This is a genomic window from Neglectibacter caecimuris, assembly GCF_034335015.1.
GTDB classification, from domain to species: domain Bacteria; phylum Bacillota; class Clostridia; order Oscillospirales; family Acutalibacteraceae; genus Acutalibacter; species Acutalibacter caecimuris_A.
On sequence record NZ_JAWXXK010000001.1, the window covers coordinates 384,967 to 407,740 of the forward strand.

General features: G+C 55.9%; 17 protein-coding genes, 1 tRNA gene and 1 pseudogene. 11 read left to right on the forward strand and 8 right to left on the reverse strand.

Features of this window, described 5'->3' with window-relative positions; all coding sequences use genetic code 11:
• Positions 1-25 precede the first annotated feature (25 nt).
• The 3 genes from U8T64_RS01780 to U8T64_RS01790 are packed head-to-tail and all read right to left on the reverse strand — an operon-like array spanning position 26 to position 3,461.
• Complete coding sequence (locus U8T64_RS01780; protein ID WP_322180357.1) at positions 26-2,104, reverse strand: peptidase U32 family protein; 2,079 nt, start codon at positions 2,102-2,104, stop codon at positions 26-28.
• Positions 2,101-2,970, reverse strand: coding sequence for a cell division protein ZapA (locus tag U8T64_RS01785; protein WP_322180358.1), 870 nt, complete (start codon positions 2,968-2,970; stop codon positions 2,101-2,103). The genes U8T64_RS01780 and U8T64_RS01785 overlap by 4 nt, the downstream gene beginning before the upstream one ends.
• Before the next feature lie 35 nt (positions 2,971-3,005).
• The gene (locus U8T64_RS01790) at positions 3,006-3,461 is read right to left on the reverse strand and encodes a hypothetical protein (protein ID WP_322180364.1); all 456 of its coding nucleotides are present in this window, start codon (positions 3,459-3,461) and stop codon (positions 3,006-3,008) included.
• A gap of 194 nt (positions 3,462-3,655) precedes the next feature.
• Here U8T64_RS01790 and U8T64_RS01795 point away from each other — a divergent pair, with 194 nt between their 5' ends.
• From U8T64_RS01795 to U8T64_RS01805, 3 genes are all read left to right on the forward strand, one after another.
• Positions 3,656-6,088 carry a glycogen/starch/alpha-glucan phosphorylase gene (locus tag U8T64_RS01795; protein ID WP_322180365.1) on the forward strand — a complete coding sequence of 811 codons (2,433 nt, stop codon included), beginning with the start codon at positions 3,656-3,658 and terminating at the stop codon, positions 6,086-6,088.
• A 269-nt stretch (positions 6,089-6,357) separates the two neighbouring features.
• Complete coding sequence (locus tag U8T64_RS01800) at positions 6,358-8,253, forward strand: glycoside hydrolase family 13 protein (RefSeq protein ID WP_322180366.1); 1,896 nt, start codon at positions 6,358-6,360, stop codon at positions 8,251-8,253.
• Positions 8,254-8,332: 79 nt separating this feature from the next.
• Positions 8,333-8,409: transfer RNA gene (locus U8T64_RS01805), tRNA-Arg, on the forward strand.
• Positions 8,410-8,464: 55 nt separating this feature from the next.
• Here the strand turns inward: U8T64_RS01805 and U8T64_RS01810 are convergent.
• The 5 genes and pseudogenes from U8T64_RS01810 to spoVAC all read right to left on the reverse strand — a co-directional run.
• Positions 8,465-8,665: pseudogene (locus U8T64_RS01810) on the reverse strand (hypothetical protein); the annotation flags it as partial.
• Between the two features lie 372 nt (positions 8,666-9,037).
• Entirely contained in the window at positions 9,038-9,904 is an 867-nt protein-coding gene (locus tag U8T64_RS01815; RefSeq protein WP_322180367.1) for a sugar phosphate isomerase/epimerase family protein, read from the reverse strand.
• 71 nt (positions 9,905-9,975) lie between these two features.
• Complete coding sequence (locus tag U8T64_RS01820; protein WP_322180368.1) at positions 9,976-11,139, reverse strand: glycoside hydrolase family 130 protein; 1,164 nt, start codon at positions 11,137-11,139, stop codon at positions 9,976-9,978.
• Between the two features lie 35 nt (positions 11,140-11,174).
• The gene (locus U8T64_RS01825; protein WP_322180369.1) at positions 11,175-12,347 is read right to left on the reverse strand and encodes an AGE family epimerase/isomerase; all 1,173 of its coding nucleotides are present in this window, start codon (positions 12,345-12,347) and stop codon (positions 11,175-11,177) included.
• Between the two features lie 187 nt (positions 12,348-12,534).
• Positions 12,535-12,978 (reverse strand): stage V sporulation protein AC, encoded by a 444-nt coding sequence (gene spoVAC / locus U8T64_RS01830; RefSeq protein ID WP_322180370.1) that lies wholly within the window; start codon positions 12,976-12,978, stop codon positions 12,535-12,537.
• Positions 12,979-13,294: 316 nt separating this feature from the next.
• On the opposite strand from spoVAC, the gene U8T64_RS01835 reads away from it, so the two are divergent.
• The 8 genes from U8T64_RS01835 to U8T64_RS01870 all read left to right on the forward strand — a co-directional run bounded on the left by U8T64_RS01835 (position 13,295) and on the right by U8T64_RS01870 (position 22,437).
• Positions 13,295-13,972 carry an amino acid ABC transporter permease gene (locus U8T64_RS01835; protein ID WP_322180371.1) on the forward strand — a complete coding sequence of 226 codons (678 nt, stop codon included), beginning with the start codon at positions 13,295-13,297 and terminating at the stop codon, positions 13,970-13,972.
• 6 nt (positions 13,973-13,978) lie between these two features.
• Complete coding sequence (locus U8T64_RS01840; protein ID WP_322180372.1) at positions 13,979-14,728, forward strand: amino acid ABC transporter ATP-binding protein; 750 nt, start codon at positions 13,979-13,981, stop codon at positions 14,726-14,728.
• Positions 14,729-14,753: 25 nt separating this feature from the next.
• Positions 14,754-15,563, forward strand: a complete 810-nt coding sequence (locus tag U8T64_RS01845; protein ID WP_322180373.1) for a transporter substrate-binding domain-containing protein — start codon at positions 14,754-14,756, stop codon at positions 15,561-15,563.
• Between the two features lie 563 nt (positions 15,564-16,126).
• Positions 16,127-17,620, forward strand: a complete 1,494-nt coding sequence (locus U8T64_RS01850) for a sugar transferase (RefSeq protein WP_322180374.1) — start codon at positions 16,127-16,129, stop codon at positions 17,618-17,620.
• 3 nt (positions 17,621-17,623) lie between these two features.
• A complete protein-coding gene (locus tag U8T64_RS01855; RefSeq protein WP_322180375.1) occupies positions 17,624-18,343 on the forward strand; it encodes a WecB/TagA/CpsF family glycosyltransferase in 720 nt (239 codons plus the stop codon).
• A gap of 177 nt (positions 18,344-18,520) precedes the next feature.
• A complete protein-coding gene (gene wecB / locus U8T64_RS01860) occupies positions 18,521-19,639 on the forward strand; it encodes a non-hydrolyzing UDP-N-acetylglucosamine 2-epimerase (RefSeq protein ID WP_322180376.1) in 1,119 nt (372 codons plus the stop codon).
• 49 nt (positions 19,640-19,688) lie between these two features.
• Positions 19,689-21,842, forward strand: a complete 2,154-nt coding sequence (locus U8T64_RS01865) for an LTA synthase family protein (protein WP_322180377.1) — start codon at positions 19,689-19,691, stop codon at positions 21,840-21,842.
• A gap of 28 nt (positions 21,843-21,870) precedes the next feature.
• Positions 21,871-22,437, forward strand: a complete 567-nt coding sequence (locus U8T64_RS01870) for a GNAT family N-acetyltransferase (protein ID WP_322180378.1) — start codon at positions 21,871-21,873, stop codon at positions 22,435-22,437.
• The last annotated feature ends 337 nt before the right edge of the window (positions 22,438-22,774 follow it).

Sequence of the window (22,774 nt, forward strand, 5' to 3'; positions counted from 1 at the left end):
ACATTTTCCACAGAGTTTTCCACCGTTATTCCACGCCCTCGGAAAACATACGCCGGGTGCAGTCAAAACCAGGAGATTCCTGTCGAAAAAAGGTTTCCAGCACCTGCCCGCATTCCACAGCGTTTTCCACAGTGAACCGCAGCACACCGAAATCCGCAAAGGCGTCGGCCCGGTTTCCCAGCCAAAGGGGAACACTGTTCAGAACCTCTGAATATCTGGCCTGCCCGGAGCCGGTGCACACCACAGGAAAACGCTTTTTCAGCCGGTCTGTGAGACAGCCGGGGCTTTTACAGTGCAGGCAGCCCCTGGGGGAATTGGCCAAGGGGCAGTTTCGGGTCAGCATCAACGCCTGCCTGCCGTAAACCATCACGCCTCTCGGCAGCGTTCCGCTCAGGGCGGAAGCCTCTCTGCCGGTGAGCTCAAAGGAAAGCTCCGCCGAGGAAAGGCCAAGCCTTTGAAACTGCTCCAGTGCGGCGGTATTAAAAATATTCAGGGAAAAAGATCCGTGCAGTGTGGCTCCAAGCTCCTTCCCCAGCCACAGGCCGCCCAAATTTCCCACCGTGAATTCCCGAAACCCATCTTCTATTCTGGCGGCCATCAAGGCTTTTACCCTGTCCTCCGCCCCAAAAAACGCTCTGGGCTGTTCCAGCAGAATGCGGGAAAAGCCACTTTCGCGCAGGCGGTGAAGCTCTTCGGGCGCTGTGTCCAGCGGCAACGCGATGCTTTCACACCGCAGCGCCTCCCCGCACACCTGCCGCGGGCTGCGGAAATAAGCCCGCACCGGAAGCTCTTTCGTGTTCCGCGTCCCGTGCCGGGGAAAAGGCTGACAGGAAGCGTTCAAAAAGGGAATGGGCCGCCTTTTGGCACGTCTGGAAAGCAGCGCCTCCAAGGCCTGCCTGCGCAGCAAGTTCAGCTGGGAAACCCCTGCCCGCACGCCGCCCTTCGGCACAGCGACCTGTTTTGCAAAGCAGGGTGTGCCCCCTGTTTTTTTCAACTGAGCCTCACACCGCTCCGCAGGCAAAAGGGGAAGCTCTTCCTGCGTGGCGGGAAGCACTGCGGTGCCTTCCGACCCTTCCTCGTCCCGGGCAGTCAGGGAAATCTCTCCCTCCCGCTGCTCCAGAACCAAACTGACCGGAACGCTCTGCCGCTCTCCCCGATACAGGCCCCGCAGAGAAGAAAACACCTTCGCCGTGGCGTCTGTGACGTCTTCCCTGGTACGCACACCGAACATTTCCCTGCCCCGCCGTCCGGTAAGATATCCTTCTGTAAAGCCGGAACGAGAAAAAACCGCCTCCAGGTTTCGGGTCAGCTCCTCCGGAACCGTTTCTCCGTCCGCTGCCTTCCGGCAGGCGGAAACCGCAGCGGCCACATATTCCGGGCGCTTCATTCTGCCCTCGATCTTTGCGGAGCAGACCCCCGCCTCTTCCAGCTGGGAAAGCCTTTGCAGAAAGGAAAGATCCTTTAGGGACAGGTCGTGCCCCGTACCGCCGGGCGCGGAAAAGGGCAGGCGGCAGGGCTGGGCGCACATGCCCCGGTTGCCGCTTCTCCCGCCCAGCACAGCGCTGAAATAGCACTGCCCGGAAAGAGACATGCACAGCGCGCCGTGAGCAAAGCTTTCCAGCTCCACCGGGCAGCTCTGGGCGATCTCCCGGATCTCCGAAAGGGACAGCTCCCGGGCCAGCACCACCCGCTGGGCGCCCAGCTCAAAAAGCAGCTGCGCGCCGCCGGGCGTGTGCAGGCCCATCTGCGTAGAGGCGTGCAGGGGCAGCTCCGGCGCCCTTTCCCGCAGCAGGGAAAAAAGCCCCATATCCTGCACCAAAACAGCGTCTACCCCCAGCTTACACAGGGTAGAAACCAGCCCCAGCGCCTCCGGAAGCTCCCGGTCCTTCAAAAGAGTATTCACCGTTACATGAACGCGCACTCCCCTGGCGTGGCAGAAGCTTACCGCCTCCGCCAGCTCCTCCAGGGTAAAATTTTTCGCGTGAGCCCTGGCCCCAAAGGAAGGACCGCCCAGATATACCGCATCAGCCCCGGCAAAAACCGCGGCCCGCAGCGCCTCCGGCCCTCCCGCGGGGGCCAGCACTTCTATTGATTTTTCACTCATGATTTTTCAAAAAAGCTGATAAAGCCCTCCTGCTCATATTCTTCCTCGTAGCGCATGGGGTTTTTCCGTTTCTTCCCTCCAGCAGGCTGGGAGGGGGCGGGCTTTCTTTCCTCTCCCTGCTCCCGAACCTCCTTTTCCAGCAGGTCCAGGGCCGGAGAGGACGCCCGTTTTTTAGCCTCTGCGGCTTCCTTCCGGGTTTCCTCCAGTTCCAGGCGAAGCTGATCCACCATCTTTTTCGCCTCTTCCACCGCGCGTTTCGCCGCGGCGATGGCGCCTTGCTTCTCCTGCTCGGCCTTTTGGCGCTCCCCGTCCTTTTCCGTCAGCTTGTCCCGCAAGGCCCGGTTCGCTTCCTCAGCCTCAGACAGCCGCCGGGACAGTTCCCCGTGGTCCGCCGCTGAAGAGCCGCCGGAGTTCTCCCGCAGAGCGGCGTTTTCGTCTGCCAGCCTGGCCGCCTGTTCCTCCAGCTCTTTTACCCGGCCGGCGGCTTCGGCCAAAGCGGTATTTTCCGCTTCCAGCTTCAAGAGCTTTTCCCGCAAAGCGGGATCCTCCGCGGCGACTTCCCCCGCAGGCCCCTTCTTCAGCAGCTCCTCCTTTTCCTCCTGCCAGATCTCGGCCTCCACCTCCAGCTCGTCGATCCGCTCTTGCAGGTCAAAGGACTGCTTGCCATTTTTCTTGGCGTCGTCGCAATAGCTCAAAGCGGCGGTCAGGGCGGCCGCTTCCCGGGTGATATAGGGAGAGGCTTCCAAAATATTTTGCATCAGCGCTCCGACCTCGTCAGCCAAAGACTGCATGTATTCTTCGCTTTCCGGCGTGATAAGGCCGCACACCACGCCGTTTATCTCCAGCCTGATCCGTCTTTTCTCCACAGCAGATCCATCCTTTCCCGCTGGTATTTTATCCATTATAATGCAAAATTCTGATTTCGGGAAGTCCCTTTTCCTTTTTCCCCTAAAAATTCCTGAAATTCCCTGCGCCAAAAAGAAGAACTCCTAGCCAGACGGCACAAATTTGAACCATGGTTTTGCCGGGCGTATTTTCGCCCGCCCGTCGTTAAAATACTCGTGAATCTGAAAGGACTCACTCCGCTTTTGCCTAGGTCGGACAAAAATCCACTCCGGCAAAACTTCTTCGAACTGAAAACTGGTGAGATGTTGTCGATTTTCAGCGCAAAAAGCTTGCTTCGCAAGCTCCGGACGACGGCAGGCAAATGTTCCGCTTGCGGAACATTTGCGCCTTTGCCTAGGACGATAAACTGAAAAGCGGCAATATATTGACCGTTTTCAGCGGGTTCAAATTCGCGCCGTCTGGCTAAGGCACAAAGGATTTTCAGAAAATTGCCGAACTGTTCTATATACATATTGTCCTTTTCCTCCGGTTGTGATATTCTATTCTTAGAAGAAAGCGCGGACGGAAAATCTATTGTTTTGCTTTCCGCTTCTTCTTATGATTGATTTTTGGAAAATTTTAGTGTATAATGCCTATATTATAGCGGGAAATTTCTTCTTCCATTTTCGCATTTCAGGATTTTTATACAATAATGGAGGCTTTTTCATGAATTACAAAATGTCTGTATCCCAGATCAAGGAGGCTGTTCAGGATAAACTGGCCCATGCCTTCGGCGTTTCCCTGGAAAACGCCACCAATGAGGAATACTACAAATCCGTAGTGCTCATCGTTCGGGAGCTGCTCACCAAGGGCCGCGCCGAGTTTGTGGCAAACGCCGAAAAAACGGAAACTAAGCAGGTCTACTATCTCTGCATGGAGTTTCTGCTGGGCCGTTCTCTGCGCAACAGCCTGTTCAATCTGGGCCTGGAGGAAAATTTCAGAAAAGCCCTGTCCGATTTCGGCATTAAACTGGATCATCTTTACGAAAAGGAGCCGGACGCCGGCTTAGGCAACGGCGGCTTGGGCCGTCTTGCCGCCTGCTTCTTAGACGGTCTTGCCACCCAGGGCTATCCCGCCATGGGTTACTCCCTGCGGTACGAATACGGTATCTTCCGGCAGAAGCTGGTAGACGGCTGGCAGACTGAGCTGCCCGATTTCTGGCTGCCCGGGGGGTCCGTGTGGCTGCAGGAGGTTCCGGAAAACTCGGTGGAGGTCCGGTTTGACGGACACATTGAAGAGCAGTGGCACGAGCAGTATCATTCCGTCCGCCACAGAGATTACACCTCCGTCACCGCCGTGCCTTACGACCTGTGCGTGGCCGGCATGGACGGCAAGGGCATCAGCCTTCTGCGGATCTGGAAGGCGGAAAACAACAAATTTGATATGAGCCTCTTCAACGGCGGCAATTATATGCGGGCCATGGAACAGCAGGCCATGGCCGAGGTTATCACCAAGGTGCTGTACCCGGAGGATAACCACACCGACGGTAAGCTCCTGCGTCTTTCTCAGCAGTATTTCCTGGTTTCCGCCTCCATTCAGGATATTATCCGCCGCCATCTTTTTGCCCACAGCAGCTTAGACGACCTGCCGAAGCTTGCCGCGATCCATCTGAACGATACCCACCCCGTGCTGGCTATCCCGGAAATGATGCGGGTCATGCTGGACGAGTGTGGCTACGGCTGGGACGCCGCCTGGGATATCGTAAAGCGCACCGTCGCCTATACCAATCACACCGTCATGAGCGAGGCGCTGGAATCCTGGAGCTGCGATCTGTTCCGCATGCGGCTGCCCCGCATCTATCAGATCGTGGAGGAAATCGACCACCGCTTCTGGGAGGAAATGCGGAGAAAAGGCGTGGACGAAGCGAAAATTTACCGTATGGCCCCTATCAGCGACGGCTATGTGAAAATGGCAAACCTGGCGGTCATCGGCTCTCACAACGTCAACGGCGTATCCGCCCTGCACAGCGAGATCCTGAAGGACAGCGTGTTTCACGATTTCTATGAGGAAATGCCGCAGAAATTTACAAACGTCACCAACGGCATCGCCCACCGCCGCTGGCTGAACCAATCCAATCCGGAGCTTGCCTCCCTGCTTACCGAGCTGATCGGAAAGGACTACATTTATGACGCCGACAAGCTTTCCGGCCTGTTGAAATATCAGGACGATGCCGCTGTTCTGGATCGTTTGCAAAAAATCAAACGCTCCAATAAGGAACGGCTTGCGCACTATTTGAAAAAAATACAGGGCGAGACCGTAGACCCCGATTCCATCTTCGATGTGCAGGTCAAGCGGCTTCACGAGTATAAGCGCCAGCACATGAACGCCTTGAATATCCTTGCCACCTATCAGTGGCTGCGGGAAAATCCCAATGCCGATTTTACGCCTCACACCTACTTCTTCGGGGCAAAGGCCGCTCCCGGCTACTACTTCGCCAAGCAGATCATTCAATTTATCGCCGCGCTGGCAAAGAAAATCAACGCCGATGAGCGGGTCAACAAAAAGCTGAAGGTGGTTTTTGTAGAAAACTACTGCGTCACCTGGGCGGAGCTGCTCACCCCCGCTGCTGAGATCAGCGAACAGATCTCCCTGGCGGGTACTGAGGCCTCCGGCACCAGCAACATGAAGTTTATGATAAACGGCGCGGTTACCCTGGGCACCCTGGACGGCGCCAACGTGGAAATCCACGAGGCTGTGGGGGACGACAATATTCTGCTCTTCGGCATGACAGCCTCTCAGGTGGAGGAATTAAAGCGCTCCGGCTACAACCCCATGTTCCAGTACCAGAACGATCCCGTCATTCACCGGGCCATGGATGAGCTGCTTTCCGGCATCGACGGCCAGCAGTTCCAGGATATCTACAACGCTCTCTTAAATCAGGATCGCTATATGGCCCTGGCTGATTTTGAGTCCTACCGCGGCGCCCAGCAGAAAGCGGAACGGCTTTACGCCGACCAGAAGGCCTGGAACCGCATGTCCTTGATCAATACCGCCAGCGCGGGCCGCTTTGCCGCCGACCGGGCCATTCGGGACTATGCCGGAAATATCTGGCACGCTTCCCCGGTGCCCCCTGTAAAGAACAGCGGGGCAAAAAAGTAATGTGAGCTCTCCCACAAATTTCATCTGCAAGTAAGGGCCGCTGGGTACCAGCGGCCCCAGACTGTCGTTAAACCCTCTAACGTAAGAAACGGAAGGGGGAAGAGTGTGAGAGGGGACCATCAGGGTCCCTCTCTCGCGTTTCAATCACAACTTACTTGGAAAAATCCTTGATTTTTTCAAGTAAGTTTAAGCGTGGCGAAAAGAATTTTCGACACGCTTAAGGGCCGCTGAATACCAGCGGCCCTTGAAAATGAGGAGGTTTCCCCAGTATGTTTCATTCCAGAGATCCCCTGTATAAAGATCCGGTAGGCGCTTCCCCGGAAGGGGTTCCCGTTCACTTCCGCATTACGCTGCCAAGGGAGCTTTCCGCCTCGGCGGCTCAGCTGGTCATGGAGCAGGAGGGGGTGGGCACCCAGCGGTTGGACCTGTTTTGGTGCGGTATGAACGGGGAGGATAAGGAGTGGTGGGAGTGCCATTATACCCCCTCCGCTCCCGGCCTGTATTTCTATTATTTTGAGGCCCGCACCTGCCGGGGCAGCCTGCGCCTTGCCCGGGGCTTTTCCGGAGAGGCCGTCAGCGGCGGCACAGCCCGCTGGCAAATGACGGTTTATTCCCAGTCGCTCTCCACCCCGGAATGGCTTGCGGGAGGGATCTTCTACCAGATCTTTCCGGATCGTTTCGCCCGCTCTGGCTTCCCGAAGGCGAACATTCCCTCCGACCGCACGCTGCACGGGGACTGGTACGATCAGCCGGACTGGAAGCCCAACGAGCAAGGCAAGGTGACAAATTCCGATTTCTTCGGCGGCGACCTAAAGGGTGTGCGGGAAAAGCTGCCCTACCTGAAAAAGCTGGGCGTTACCTGCCTTTATTTCAATCCCATTTTTGAATCTCATTCCAATCACCGGTACGATACGGCGGACTATTCCAAAATAGACCCGCAGCTTGGAACCGAGCAGGATTTTTCCGAGCTCTGCGCGGCGGCCAAGGAGCTGGGGATCCGGGTCATTCTCGACGGCGTGTTCAGCCACACAGGCAGCGACAGCGTATATTTCAACCGGGAAGGGCGCTATCCGGAACCGGGGGCCTATCAGTCTCAGGAAACCCCTTATTCCTCCTGGTACTCCTTTCGCAGCTGGCCGGATTCTTATGACTGCTGGTGGAATTTCGATACCCTCCCCAACGTGCGGGAGACTGATCCTTCCTATAACAGCTACATCAACGGCGAAGCCGGTATCGTCCGCAAATGGCTTCGGGCCGGGGCCTCCGGCTGGCGGCTGGATGTGGCCGATGAGCTGCCCGACGAGTTTATCGACCGCCTTGCAGAGACCGCCAAGGCGGAAAAGCCGGACGCCCTGGTGCTGGGCGAGGTGTGGGAGGACGCCTCCAACAAGTCCGCCTACGGCGTGCGCCGCCGGTATCTTCTGGGAAATCAGCTGGACTCAGTGATGAATTACCCCTTCCGGGACGCCATTTTCGGCTTTCTTCTGGGAAACGACCCCCGGCATTTTGCGGAGATCGTGGAAAACCTGGTGGAAAATTACCCCGCACAGTGCCTGCATCTTCTGATGAACCATATCGGCACCCACGATACGGAGCGGGCCCTTACGGTTCTGGGCGGCGAGCCCTCCGGAGGCCGGGGCAGAGAATGGCAAAGCGCCCAGCGGCTTTCTGCAGAGCAGCGGGAGCTGGGAAAGCGCCGCCTGAAGCTCGCCTCCCTGATCCAGTATCTTTTGCCGGGGGTTCCCTGCCTGTATTATGGAGACGAGGCCGGCATGGAGGGCTACCGGGATCCCTTCAACCGGGCCTGCTATCCCTGGGGCCGTGAGGATCAGGAGCTTTTGCGGTGGTATGAGACCCTGGGCGCTCTTCGCGCCGGGCAAAAAGCCATTTTGAGCCACGGCGGCTACCGCACCCTGCTGGCGGACGGAAACCTGCTGGCCTTTGAGCGCTTCGCCATCGTGGAGAACAAGCGGGAAAGCCTGGTCCTTCTTGTCAACCGCAGCGACTGCTCCCAGAATATCCCCCCGCTGCCCCTGCCGAAGGAGCCGGGAACCCCGCTGCTGGGAGAACCCCTGAAGCCCTTCGGAGTTCTTCCCCCCTTCGGCTGTTCCCTCACAAGGTTCTCTCAGGCCCTGGAAACAGAAGACAAACGAGACCCAAAATAAAGCAGAAACCCCTTGACATTTGAAACAACACTGTCTATAATAATAAAGCTGTGAGGAAATGTTCCATTTCCTCCCCTGTGCGCCGGTAGCTCAGCTGGATAGAGCGCTTGACTACGGATCAAGAGGTCGGGAGTTCGAATCTTCTCCGGCGCGCCATAAAATCCTCAGGAATCATGCGATTTCTGAGGGTTTTCTTTTTTCCTCAATACCTTCAAATTCCCTCGTTGACTACCTTTTGACTACTTTCTGGATTTTTTCCGGTTTCCTGACTGCCGTCAGAAAGATAATTTTCCAGTTGAGCAATGGAGGAAGCGGCGTCCTCTTTGTCCATATGGGTATAAATATTTGCGGTCATCTGAATGGAAGAATGGCCCAGTAGATATTGAGCGGTTTCGAGGGCTATCTCTGCCCGGAAAAGATTCGTTTTTTAATTTGATGGAGCTTCGTTTACGAAGCTCCCAAAAAGTTCTTGAGCGTTGCTCAAGAACTTTTTTCTTCGAGCGCGCCAAAAATCGGCAAGTCTCAAAAGAGACTTGCCGATTTTTACTTTTTCCCTATTCAATCTTCACTTTTCACTAAGCGGCAGGGCCGGCTTTTGGAAAGCTACAAGTTAGAGCGAATCGTGAAGAAGTCAACAAAAACATCTGTTTTGCGGCGGAGCCTGCTCAGCGCGTAAGGGCAATTCTGGCCTGACCGCAAGGAATGCAATAAATTTATAGTTCAGTGGTGTCCTTGCCCTTTCATTGCTCATTCCTCATTTACAAAGCCGTCTCACTGCCGAATTTTATGGAAGTGGAGCCTCCTCCACCCCGGTCAGCGCCTGGGAGACGGTGCGCACGGCGTCCTCCGCCGTCATGTTGCCCAGCCGGGTACGCCAGGGCTCAAAGGGCTCCGCCATATACAGGGGATTGCAGGAATGGCGGCGGAACCGGGAAAGCACCGTCTTCGCGTTGATGATTCCGGTCTCGCCGGGCAGGCGGCGGTCCATATCCTGCTGCTGCCGGTATTCCCGGCCCGGAACGGCGTCGCTGAGGTGCAGGGCCACCAGGCGGTGAAGCTGCCGCTCCATCAGCACAACATCGTCCAAAGCGCCGTTTTGAGAACAGTACCAGTGAAATACATCGAAGGCGATCCCTACCCCATCGCCTGCGGCGTCGGCCAGGGCCAGAGCGCCGGAAAGAGAGTGGATAAACTCATGCTCCGCCAAGGTGCGCAGCTCCTGCGGGCCCAAAAATTCCAAACCGTAGAAAATGCCGTTTTCCCGCAAAATTCCGTTTACGGCGCGGATCCGCTTTACGACCCAGGAAAAATTTTCTTCAAATTCCCTGGGGCTGCAAGGCCACACATGATTATAGGCATGGGTCACGCCCAGCACCCGGGCGGCGCAGGCATCACGGCGGAGGGTCTCCAGGGCCTTTTCAAAGGCGGCGTCGTCCAACTCCCAATGATAAAAATCGGCGGGCATAGGCATCAGGCCCCAGGAAAGGCCGCAGTCCGCCATAACAGCGGCCGCCTCCCGGGCGGCGTTCTTATCCCGAAGCACCTCCTGCGGCGCGCTGACGGCCTGAAAGCCATACCTGGCAGCCCAGGGGGCCAATTCCCGGATCGGCTGGGACAGCCCCAGCATGGACGGGTCTAAGGTGCGAAGCATACGGTTCCCTCCCAAAAAGTGATCGTTTCATTCTTTTGCCGGCTCAGGTTCTCTTCCGGCTCACAGCCAGCTCACTTCCTCAAATAGTCCAGGTTCTTCCGAATGAAGTCCACTCTCTGCTTTACGCAGTCCACGCTGCGCAGGGGATCGGCGGGCGTGTGGAACACATAGTCCGTCAGGCGGGCAAGGTCTGTGGAGGCCACGTGCAGGCGGGTATCGGAGGAAGCGTAATAGATGTACACCCTGCCGTCCTTATCGACGATGGCGCCGTTTGTGAACACCACATTGCTCACATCGCCTACCCGCTCATCGCCATAGGGCGCGATCAAAAAGCCGCCGGGCTCGGCGATCACCTTCGCCGGGTCGTCCAGAGCGGTGGCAAAGGCATAGACCACATATCGCAGCCCCGCCGCCGTGTTGCGCACGCCGTGGGCAATATGGATCCAGCCCTTTTCTGTTTTAATGGGCACCGCGCCCGCGCCGTTTTTGCTTTCCGTAATGGTGTGGTAGCGCCGAATGGAGGTCATGCGCTCCTCATCGATAACGGCGTGGGTGATATCATCGCACAGGCCGAAGCCGATACCTCCGCCGCTGCCGGTCTCAATGAAATCGTCCATGGGGCGGGTGTAGAAGGCGTATTTGCCGTTCACAAACTCCGGGTGCAGCACCACGTTGCGCTGCTGGGGAGAGCGCTTTGTCACCAGGTTGGGCAGGCGTTCCCAGGTTTTCAGGTCCCTGGTGCGCACAATGCCCGCGGCGGCCACAGCAGCGGACAGGTCGCCCACCGTGCGGTCCTTGCTTTCGGAGCAGAACACGCCGTAGATCCAGCCGTCCTCGTGCTGGGTCAGGCGTATGTCGTACACATTGGTCTCCTCCGGGCAGGTGTCCGGCAGCAGAATGGGTTCATCCCAGAAACGGAAGCCCTCTGTGGGGCTGTCGCTTTGGGCCACGGCAAAGAAGGACTTGCGGTCGCTTCCTTCTATACGGGCCACCAGGGTGTATTTGCCGTTCAACAGAATAGCTCCGCTGTTAAAGGCGGCGTTTATTCCCAGCCGCTGGAGCAGATAGGGATTGGTCTCCGGGTTGGGGTCATAGACCCAGAAGGGCGGTACATGCTCCCGGGTGAGCACAGGATTTACCCAGCGCTCGTAAATGCCGTTGTGGTGGCTCTCGTCCACCGTGTTTTTCCTTGCGATCAGCGCTTCATAACGCTCGTTCAGCTCCTGATAGGTCATTGTGATCACTCCTTCTGTATTTGTGGGCCGTCTGGCTACAGCTCCGGATTTCGCCGCAGCACCTCAATACACATGCGGCCGTTATGATACGGGCACTTCCAGGGCTCTACAATGGGCTTTTCAATAGGCGTGCCGTCCTCCCTGACAGACCAGAACCACTCCGAGCCCTCCCGGGGGTCGATTATCTTTTCCCTGATGTATTTCCACTGGGAACGAACCGCGTCCAGATAGCGCTGTTCATGGGTATGCTCATAAGCGTTCAAAAAGCCCACCAGCGCCTCCGCCTGCACCCACCAGACCCGGGTGAAGTCCACCCTGCCGTTTTCGCTTTCGTTTGAGAAGCCGTTTCCCTCGGTATAAGCGGCCCGCAGGGTATGGTCCGCCATACTGAGCAGCATGGGGCGAAGCCGTTCCGTCAGCACTTGATCGCCCAGCACCTCCAGGGTGTGGTCCGCCAGCCAGGAGGTCTCGATATCGTGACCGAAGCTGTGCAGATCGATCAGGGTGTGGTACTGAAGGTCAAAAAACACCTCCTGCCGGCATTTCCGAGGATTATAGACCTTTTCCGCCCAGGTGTTCATGATCCAGAAAAGCCTTTCCCGCACCTCGGGATCCTTCCCCGCCTCGTAAAGGCCGGTATAGCCCTCCAGCACATGGAGCAGGGTGTTCATGGTGCGCCCAGCCTCCACACCGTTTTCGCTGAGCTTATCGTTCCCGGCGGGCTGCCAGCCGGCGGTAAAGGCCTCCAGGTAGCCTTCGCCGTCAAAGCATTTATCCTCCACCAGCCGGAACAGTTCCCGGGCCAGCTCCAGCGCCGCCTGTTCTCCACCGGCCCGGTAGTAGGCGGACAGCGCGTAAATGGCAAAGCCCTGGTTATAGGTGTGCTTGGTGCTGTCGGCCACGGTTCCGTCCGCGTTCATGGACCAGTACACCCCGCCGTGCTCCCGATCCAGCATTTTGCACAGCATTTCATAGGCATGCTTTGCCTCGTCCAGCAGGGCGGGCTCCCTTAAAAGCAGGTACGCTTCCGAGAAAAACCACAGGATCCGGCTGTTCAAAATACAGCCCCGCTCCGCTTCCGGGCGGCGGGTCAGATCAAACTCTACCTGGCCGGTGTAGCCGCCGCGCTCATCGTCCCGCAGGCCCCGCCAGAAGGGAAGAATTCTCTCCGTGAGCTCCCTTCGTATTTCAGATACTGTTTCCGACATGATGTACCTCCTGTTACAATATGGTTCAGCAGACCACAGCCGCTGAGCTACAGGCTGTTTCTCTATTGCACAGCATATCATAAAACCCGCCGCCTGTATAGGAAAAATTGGAAAAAAACACCTGGATCATAAAACAGTCCCCAGGTGCCGCGGCACCTGGGGACTGAAACGCAAAATTCGGTTTTTCCTATAGCTGAAATACAAACAAAATGAGCCCGTACACCACGCTGGCCGTGATACCGAACACCAGCACCGGGCCGGAAACGATGAACATTTTTGCCCCCAGGCCGGTGATAAAGCCCTCGCTTTTGAATTCCATGGCGGGCGAGACCATGGAGTTGGCAAAGCCGGTAATGGGCACCAGCGTGCCGGCCCCGGCGTGCTTGGCGATATTGTCATACCAGCCCAAGGCGGTAAGAGTGGCGGAAATAAAAATCAGACTGATGGAAACCGCCATGCGGGCGTCCTTCATTTCCAGGCCCCAGCCCTGATAAAGCTGAAACAGTCCCTGGCCCATGGTGCAGATCAGCCCGCCGAATAAAAAGGCCAGAAGACAGTCCTTTCCTATCGGGGAATTGGGGGAAGCTTGCTTTACCCGCTGGTCATACTGCTGTTTGGAAACTGTTTTCAAAAAAATTCTCCTTTCCGAACAGGTTTTTATGGAGCTATCCTTCCCAATTCCCGGAGGTTCATGCGCCTTGTTTTCCCTGATTTTCAAATCCCTTCTCTCTAAAGCGGCGCCTTCCCCCTCGAATTGTGAAACCCATAAAATCTTTATAAAAATTCTTGACAAGTTTATAAACGCAGAGTATCATAGGCTTGAGATAATAAATTGGAAATCCTTGCCGGCTTAGCCAGACGGCAAAAACGGGGAGTTTTTATAGGGAAGTACGGGGCCGCCCACGCCTCATACCTGTTCCCGCCTCTCCCGGAAAGGCAGTGACAGCATGATAAATCAAAGATTGTGGGAGATCCTGCTGGACTCCTTCTGGAAGATCCTGTTGCCGGGGCTTGTCACCACGATCCCCCTTACCGTGATCGCCTTTTCCATTGCCATGGTGATCGCGGTCTGTATGGCGCTGGTACAGTTTGCCAATGTAAAGGTGCTCAAGCAGCTTGCCCGTTTTTATATCTGGATCTTCCGGGGCACTCCCCTTTTGGTACAGCTTTTCGTGGTATTTTACGGCTTCCCCAGCGTCGGTCTGCTGATCGACCCCTTCCCGGCGGCAGTGCTGGTCTTTTCCCTGAACGAGGGGGCCTACTGCGCGGAGATCGTTCGGGCGGCGCTGGAGGCTGTTCCCCAGGGACAGCTGGAGGCCGGGTACTGCACGGGCATGTCCTACATTCAAACCATGCGGCGGATCATTCTGCCCCAGGCCATGCGCACCGCTTTCCCCTCCCTGGCCAACTCCGTGATCGCCATGGTAAAGGACACCTCTCTGGCCGCCAACATTACCGTGACCGAAATGTTCATGGCCACCCAGCGCATCGTATCGCGCACCTATGAACCGCTGGCGCTGTATATTGAGGTGGGCCTGATCTATCTGCTGTTCTCCACAGTGCTGACAAAGCTGCAAGCCTGGGGAGAAAAAAAGCTCAGCGCTCATATGAGGCAGGAGGATTGACGCGTTATGCTGGAGATCAAGGGTATCCAAAAATCCTTTGGGAGCCTTCAGGTTCTCCGGGGAGTGGACCTGAAGGTGGAAAAGGGCGATGTAGTGGCGATCCTGGGCCCCAGCGGCTCCGGAAAGACCACCCTGCTGCGCTGTATCAATTTTCTGGAAACGGCAAACAACGGCGTGATGAACTTTGACGGTGAGGAATTTCATTTCGGCCATGTTTCCAAAAAGGATATTGCAAGGCTGCGGAAAAAGACCGCCTTTGTGTTTCAAAGCTATAATCTGTTTTTGAACAAAACCGCCCTGCAAAATGTAACGGAGGGGCTGATCGTAGCCCGAAAGATGCCAAAGGCCCAGGCCGGGGAGATCGGAAAACGGTGCCTGGATAAGGTGGGGCTTTCCGACCGGTACGAGTATTACCCCAGCCAGCTTTCCGGCGGCCAGCAGCAACGGGTAGCCATTGCCAGAGCCCTGGCCTCAGAGCCGGAGATCATTTATTTTGACGAACCCACCTCCGCTTTGGATCCGGAGCTTACCGGCGAGGTGCTTTCCGTCATGCGGCAGTTGGCGGACGAGGGCATGACCATGCTGGTGGTCACCCATGAAATGGGCTTTGCCCGCAATGTGTCCAGCAAGGTGGTTTTTATGGAGGACGGCGTCGTGGTGGAGGCCGGCCCCTCCAAAGAGCTTTTTGAAGCCCCCAGGGAAGAACGCACCAGGGCTTTCCTGCAAATGGTGGGCGGCATCACGCCCGCCGAATAAATCTTTGCAAAAGGAGATCATTTTTATGAAAAGACATTTTGCGGCTCTGCTTCTCACGGTACTACTGATCTGCTTTACAGCGCTGTCCGGCTGCGCTCAAAGCGGAAAAACCGGAGCCGGGGATCTGCTTTCCCAGATCAAGGAAAAAGGGGAGATCACCATTGCCATGGAGGGCACCTGGGCGCCCTGGACCTACCACGATGAAAACGACGCCTTGGTGGGCTACGATGTGGAGATCGGCCAGTATATCGCCGATTATATCGGCGTAAAGGCCAATTTCGTGGAGGGCGAATGGGACGGTCTGCTGGCCGGCCTGGAATCCGGGCGGTACGATGTGATGATAAACGGCATGACCGTGGACGATCAGCGCCGGGAAAAATACAGCCTTTCCACCCCCTATGCCTATGACCACACCGCGGTGGTGGTGCAGGGCGGCAACAATGAGATCCAGACCCTGGACGACTTACAGGGAAAAAAGACCGCCAATACTTTAAGCAGCACCTATGCCAAGGTGGCGGAGGATTATGGAGCGGAGGTCACCGGTGTGGATGATCTGAACCAGACCTTTGAGCTGCTTTTAAGCGGCAGGATCGACGCCACCCTGAATTCCGAGCTGACTTATGCCGACTACATGAAGGCCCACCCCGACGCGGATCTCAAGATCGCCGTCATGACGGAGGAGGCCGACGAGACCGCCATTCCCGTGCGCAAGGGCGAAGACACCGCCACCCTGCTGGAAGCTATCAACGGCGCGCTGGAGGAAATGCGCGGGAACGGAAAGCTGACGGAGCTTTCCGAAAAGTACTTCGGCCGGGATATTTCCAAGAATTCTTAAATCACAACGCAAACTCCGGCGCGGCTTCTCTGCCGCGCCGGAGTTTCACTTTGCCTGCGGCGGCGAGGCGCCGTCACTCGTGTCCCTACTTGGTGCGGAAGTTTGGTTTCTGACCCGACCGCAAACTGAGCGATAAATTGGAATTTGCAGCGTACCGCTGCACCCACTCGTGAAGCTGTTTGGTGCGGGAAATCGGTTTCTGACCCGACCAATAGTGATTCGCTTATTTTCCTCCTGTCATTCTGAACGAAGTGAAGAATCTCGCCCTTTTCCCTTCTATTCAGGAAATGAAGGACGAGATTCTTCGTTCCTCAGAATGACAAAAGTGAGAACTCGCCCCTCTCTAACGACTAACAACTAATAGCTAACGACTAGTTCGCTAAACTATAATTTACCGCTCTACTTCTGCCCTTCATTCCTCATTCCTAATTTCTAATTGCCCTTTGCCCGCCGCCTGCGCTTTACTTTTTTTCCAGCTTATGCTATGATAGCCGCAAAGAACCCGCGCTCTTTTCGGGAAAAATTTCCTTGCAGGCATTCTTTTTGAAACGAGGTGGATCGTTTTGCGTACTATCAAAAAGCTGAAGCGAACCATTGTATTTATTTTGAAGCTGGCCCTGTTTGTTTCCCTGTTCGGCATCTTCTTCGGCATTTTCGGCATCAACAACCCCTGGCTTTTCAATTTGAACCGTACCACCGGCGTCACCATGCTCACCTTCGCGGTTTTGGGCATTGCGTTGATGTCCGTGTACGGCGGTTATGCCATTGGCACACAGAAGAGCAAGCCCATTGTGTATTCCATGTCTCTGGCGGCGATCATCACGGATCTGGTCACACATTTGCAGCTTTCCATTATGAACACCAGTGAAAAAAACAATCCCTATTTTGTTTATGAAACGCCCCATTTGCTGTTGCTGGTCATTGTGCTGCAGGTGCTTGTGATCATCTTTTTTGCCTATTTCGGCAATTTTGTATACTTCTCTCTGGAGCCGCCGGAAAAATGCTGCGTGATCTCCTCCTCCCGGCAGAGTTTGGGGAACATTATCCCCAAGATCAATAAATTCAAAAAGCAGTACGAGGTGGACGAGATCATTCGTTTTGACGCGCCGGACGTGCTGGACGTGATCGCCCGAAACGACACGGTGTTCCTCTATGACGTGCCGGTGCGGGAACGCATTGTGCTGACGGAATACTGCTATCAAAAGCAGAAGAACATCTACTACAATTTTGAAATGTCCGATGTGGTCTCTCAGGGCGCAAAATATATGACCCTGGACGACAAATCCCTGGTGATGCACGTTGCCAAGGATCTGACCATGGAGCAGCGCATCGTCAAGCGCCTGATGGATCTCGGCGTTTCCCTGATCGCTCTGATCCTCACCAGCCCCATTATGCTGGGCTGTGCTCTGGCCATTAAGCTGGAGGACGGTGGCAAGGTGTTCTACAAGCAGAAGCGGCTTACCAAATACGGCCGGGTCTTTGAGGTGTACAAGTTCCGCACCATGAAGGAAGAAAATTCCATTCACAAATCCGTTACGGCTGACGACGACCGCATTACGAAGGTGGGAAAGCTCCTTCGGAAATACAGGATCGATGAGCTGCCTCAGATGCTCAATATCCTGAAGGGAGATATGACGGTCGTCGGCCCTCGCCCGGAAATGCTGGAAAATGTGGAAAAATACACGGGTGAGCTGCCGGAATTTTCCTATCGCCTGCGCATGAAGGCGGGGCTTACGGGACTTGCCCAGATCTCCGGCAAGTACAATACCTCCCCCAAGGACAAGCTGGTCATGGACCTGATGTATATTGAAAATTACAGCATCTGGCAGGATCTGAAGCTGATCTTCCAAACCATCACCGTGTTCTTTAAGGCCTCGGAAAGCACAGAGGCCTTCGGCGCGGAGGAGCTGTACGATTTCGATGAGGACAGAGAGAAAAACAGGCGCTCCAGAAACTCCCGGAAAAAGCGGCAGGAAGCCACAGATACGGAAAAAGAACCGGCAGCACCGGAAAAGCCGGAGGAAGCGGAGACCGGCTCTGAAAAAGAAGGAGACTGAGCTATGGCGATCCTGGAGTATTTGAAACGGGTATTCCCCGGCACGGCAGAGGAATTTGCCGGAAAAGCCCAGCAGGCCATGCTTTCCGGGGAAAAGCTGTTTATTGTTACGGCAAACCCCGAGATCATCATGCATGCGGAAAAAAGAGAAGAAATTCGGGAGCTGCTGCTTTCCAAGCAGACAGCCATTACGCCGGACGGCATCAGTGTGGTAAAGGCTATGCGTATGTGCGGTCTGCCGGCAAAGGAGCGAATTACCGGAGTGGATCTGGCGGAAAAACTGCTGAAAAAAGCCGGGGAAGCCGGAAAATCCGTTTTTCTGCTGGGGGCGAAGGAAGAGGTGGTTTCCGCTTTGGCTGAAAAGCTGAAGCGGGAATACCCCGCCGTCACCGTGGCCTACCGCAACGGCTATGACGGCGACAAGGATCAGATCTTCGAGGAGATCGCCGGGCTCCAGCCCGATCTGGTGCTGGTGGCCTTGGGCGCCCCCGCCCAGGAGCTGTTGATTTCCCGCCACCTGGAAAAATTTCAGAAGGGCGTATTTATGGGGGTGGGCGGCTCCTTTGATGTGCTCAGCGGGAAAAAGCAGCGGGCCCCCGCCCTGTTTGTAAAAACCAATACGGAATGGCTGTACCGCATTCTGCGGGAGCCTTCCCGGCTGGGAAGATTCTATCAAAACAACATCAAATTTCTGGGCGAGGTGCGAAAAGCCGCCGGAAAATAAAAAATTGCCGCAAAACCGTGTTTTCCCTTGTCAAGTGAAGCTGCCAGATACAGAAAAAAGGCTGTTGCAAATATACGGGCAACAGTCTCTTCTACGAAAAATCGTAAGAGTTCCGTAAGCTCTTTGTAGACAAGAATTTGATTTTTTTGAAATATCCTTTGGAAAGGTTTTGATCCCATGAGAAAAGTGAAGGTGCTGTCCGTGTTCGGCACCCGGCCGGAGACCATCAAAATGGCTCCGCTGGTGAAGGAGCTGAAAAGCCGGGAGGAATTTGAAAGCGTGGTCTGCGCCACCGCCCAGCACAGGCAAATGCTGGATCAGGTGCTTTCCGCCTTTTCCATTGTCCCGGAATACGACCTGGATATCATGAAGCAGGGACAAACCCTTTCCGATATCACCGCCCGGGTGCTGCAGGGGCTGGAGGGAGTCATCGCGGAGGTCCGGCCCGATATGGTGCTGGTCCACGGAGACACTACTACCACCTTCGCCGGGGCGCTGGCCGCCTACTATGCCAGAGTGGCGGTGGGTCATGTGGAGGCCGGGCTTCGAACCCACGACAAATACTCCCCTTACCCGGAGGAGATGAACCGGCAGTTCGTGGGCTGCATGGCGGATCTGCACTTTGCCCCCACGGAGCTGAGCCGGCAAAATCTTTTAAGCGAGGGAAAGCGCCCGGAAACCATTGTGGTCACAGGAAATACCGCCATTGACGCCCTTTCCACTACCGTGCGGGAGGACTATTCCGATGAGCTTTTGGGTTGGGCAAAGGGCTCCCGGCTGCTGGTACTTACCGCCCACCGCCGGGAAAACCTGGGAGAGCCCATGCACCGTATGTTCCGGGCCATTCGCCGGATCATCGAGGAATTTCCCGATGTGAAAATGGTGTACCCCGTCCACCTGAACCCGCTGGTACAGAAAGCCGCTGGAGAAGAGCTGGGCGGCTGTGACCGGGTACGTCTGGTTTCTCCCCTGGAGGTGGTGGAATTCCACAATCTCCTGGCCCGCTCGTATCTGATCCTGACGGACAGCGGCGGAATTCAGGAGGAAGCCCCTTCCCTGGGGAAGCCCGTGATCGTTCTGCGGGATACCACCGAGCGGCCGGAAGGGATCAAGGCCGGAACGCTGAAGCTGGCGGGAACAGAAGAGGAAACCATTTATTCCCTGATCCGGCAGCTTCTGACAGACCGGCAGGAATATGACCGCATGAGCCATGCCAGCAATCCCTATGGAGACGGCAAGGCAAGCTGCCGCATAGCGGACGCCATTTTACGTTGGGCGGAAGGCCGTCTGGCGTAAAGCCTTCCTGAAACGGCGGCAAACCAGAAAAGCGAGGGTTTGAAAAACAATGAATCGACTGGATAAGGAACCGGAGGAAAAAGAAACCGAATGCTCCCCGGAGGCTCAGCCGGAAACCGCCCGGCGGTGCCCTGTAGGAGTTGCGTTTTCCAGGGAGAGGAAAAGCTGGCTGCCGGCAGGCTTTTTCTTGCTGCTTTCCGGCATTTTACTGGCGCTTTCCGCCCCTACCATTTGGGAAACCACCGCGGAGGGCGTATATCAGGTCCACAAGGTCTTTTTGATGGGCTATGCAGGGCTCACCCTTGCGGGAGTCCTGCTCTGTTTGCTGGAGTTCCGGCTGCCGGAGCTCCTTCGCCGCGTTTCCGGCTGGGTACTGACTCTGCTCGTTCCCTGGGCCGTTTTTTACGCGGTGGATCTGATCAACGATACCAAGGTGCTGTATTTTTCCCAAAGAAGGCTTTTTGCCAATTATCTTTGCTATCTGCTGGTGTTTGCCCTGGTGTACGCCCTGTGCCGCCGGGCCTCTCTGACCACCCTGATCGGCGGCGGTGCCTGCCTGTTTTTCGGCATTGCCAATTACTTTGTCATTCAGTTCCGCGGCAAGCCTATTTTGCCCTGGGACATTCAAGCCATCGGCACGGCCTTTGAGGTTTCCGGCGGCTACCACTATGAAATCACCAGAATGATGGCTTTTGCCGTTATGCTGCTGGCCTTTTTAACTCTGCTGTGCTTCCGGCTGGAAACCCGCCGGAAAAAGAAAAGCTGGAAGCTGCAGGCCTCGGAACGGGGGATCGCCCTGGTGCTGTTCGCCGTGCTGGCGATCCAGATCTTTCCCTGCGACCTCTTGACCGATATGGGAATTTCCGTGTGGGCCTGGAACCAGAAGGTCAGTTCCGAGCAAACTGGCGTGCTCACCGGGTTTTTCGCCAATATCCAGTTCCTCATGGTCAATAAGCCGCAAAACTATTCGGCGGAAAAGGTGCGGGAGCTGGGAGAAACCATCGATTCCTGGGAAGCGCCCACTCCGCTGGGACAGCCGGAAAAGGAGCCCACCGTCATTGTGGTGATGAGCGAATCCCTGACCGACCTGCAAAACGTGGGCACCCTGAAGCTGGACGAGGACTGCCAGCCCTTTTTGCACAGCATGCAGGGAAAGGACAATGTGATCTGGGGCACCGCCTATTCCTCTGTGTACGGCGGCGACACCTGTAACAGCGAATATGAGTTTTTGACCGGAAACACTCTGGGCTTTCTCCCCACCGGCAGTAAGCCCTACCAGCAGTATGTGGATCACGAGCAGACCGCCCTGCCTTCTATTCTGAAAAGCCAGGGCTACACCTGTACGGCGCTGCACCCCGGAAACGCCTCTGCCTGGCACCGGGAAACGGCCTATCCCTACTTGGGCTTTGAGACCTTTCTTTCCGCAGATAAATACACCTTCCGAGAGCGGGAGCACGGCCTGATCAGCGATGAATCTCACTATAACCAGATCATTCAGGAATATGAAAGCAGAGAGCCGGATGAGCGGCAGTTCCTCTTCACCATTTCCATACAAAACCACGGCGGCTATGAAAAAGAGGACTATCCCAGCACCGTGCGCATTTTGCAGGTAGGCGACAAAGTGCAGGATCTGAGCCTCGATCCGAAATATCCTCAGGCAGAGCAGTATTTGAGCATGCTGAAGGAAACTGACCGGGCAACGGAGGAATTTTTCCGGTATTTTGAGCGGCAGGAGGAACCGGTGGTGATCCTGCTCTTCGGCGACCACTGGCCCAACCTGGAAACGGACTTCGCCCGGAACCTGCTGAATGTGGACACGGAGGAGTTGACCTTTGAAGACCTGATGCGGGAGCACGAGGTTCCCTTCCTGATCTGGGCCAATTACCCGCTGGAGGGCGATTACATCGGAAAAACCAGCCTGAATTACCTGTCCGGCCTGCTGCTGCGGGCGGCGGGGCTTCAAGGCACTTCCTACACCAATTTTTTGGAAAATATCCGGCAGGAGCTGCCTGTGATCAGCGCTCTGGGCACTATGGATAAGGAGTGGAACCTCTACAAAAACGGCAACGGCGTCCTGGCGGAGACCCCGCCGGAGGAGTATGCCGCCTGGCTCAATCAATACGCCGTTTTGCAGTACAACAACGCCTTCGGCGGCGGGGAAAAGCAGCGAGAGCTTTTCACCCTTCCGGAAGGCGGGAAATAAAAGAACCTCTTAAAGGAGAGCGCTCTTTATGGCAAAAATAGCGGTGCGGCGTGTAAATGAATGGGACGGCCCGTCCATGCTGAAGATCTACAGCCCCTACACCGGCACCATTCACGCCCCGGAGCAGGAGCCGCCGGAATTGCAGGACTATATTGCCCGGATCGATACCTACACCTACGGCCTGGGCTGGCTTTTGTGCGAGATCGATTCCACCCCCGCGGGCTTCTGCCACCTCACCGAGGACAGAAACGACCCCAAAAACCTGTTTTCCGTGGAATTTCAGCTCTATGTCAAGCCGGAATTCCAGCACAGAGGCGTGGGAACCGCCCTCTGGACCCTGATGCGGGAAATGATGGAGCTGGGCAGCCGCAAACAGGTTTTCGCCAGAATAGACCCCCGTAACCGGGAAGCCCTATCCTTTTTCCAAGCCATGGGCTTTGCCCCGGCGGAAGAAACAGCAGAAGGAGAGCAGCTTCTGTACTATACCCTGACACCCTTAGATCCCTGTGCGGAGCGCCCCGTCAAGCCCTACCTTCTGGAAAACGTAGACTACGAAGCCGCCAGAGAACGAGCGGCGAAGCTGGTAAAAAAATGAGCAAAAAGAGCCGCGACAAGTCGCCGCTGGCACTTGTATCCCTTCTTGGTACAGAAGGAAAGCTTCTGATCCGACCGCAGCCAGGGCGATAAATCAACATTGAGCAAACTGTCCACCCCCGCCCACTGTCATTCTGAGGAGCAAGGCGACGAAGGATCTCGACCAGCACAAGCCGGCGCAAAACAACACTTGCGCATACCGGTTAATCAAAGGGCGGGATTCTTCTCGAAAACAAAGCTTGCTTTGTTTTCTGCTCAGGAATGACAAGAGGAAAGTAAGAGGGTAACGGAGAAATCAATGCGAACATACCAACGGCCCTTACCCACTGTCATTCTGA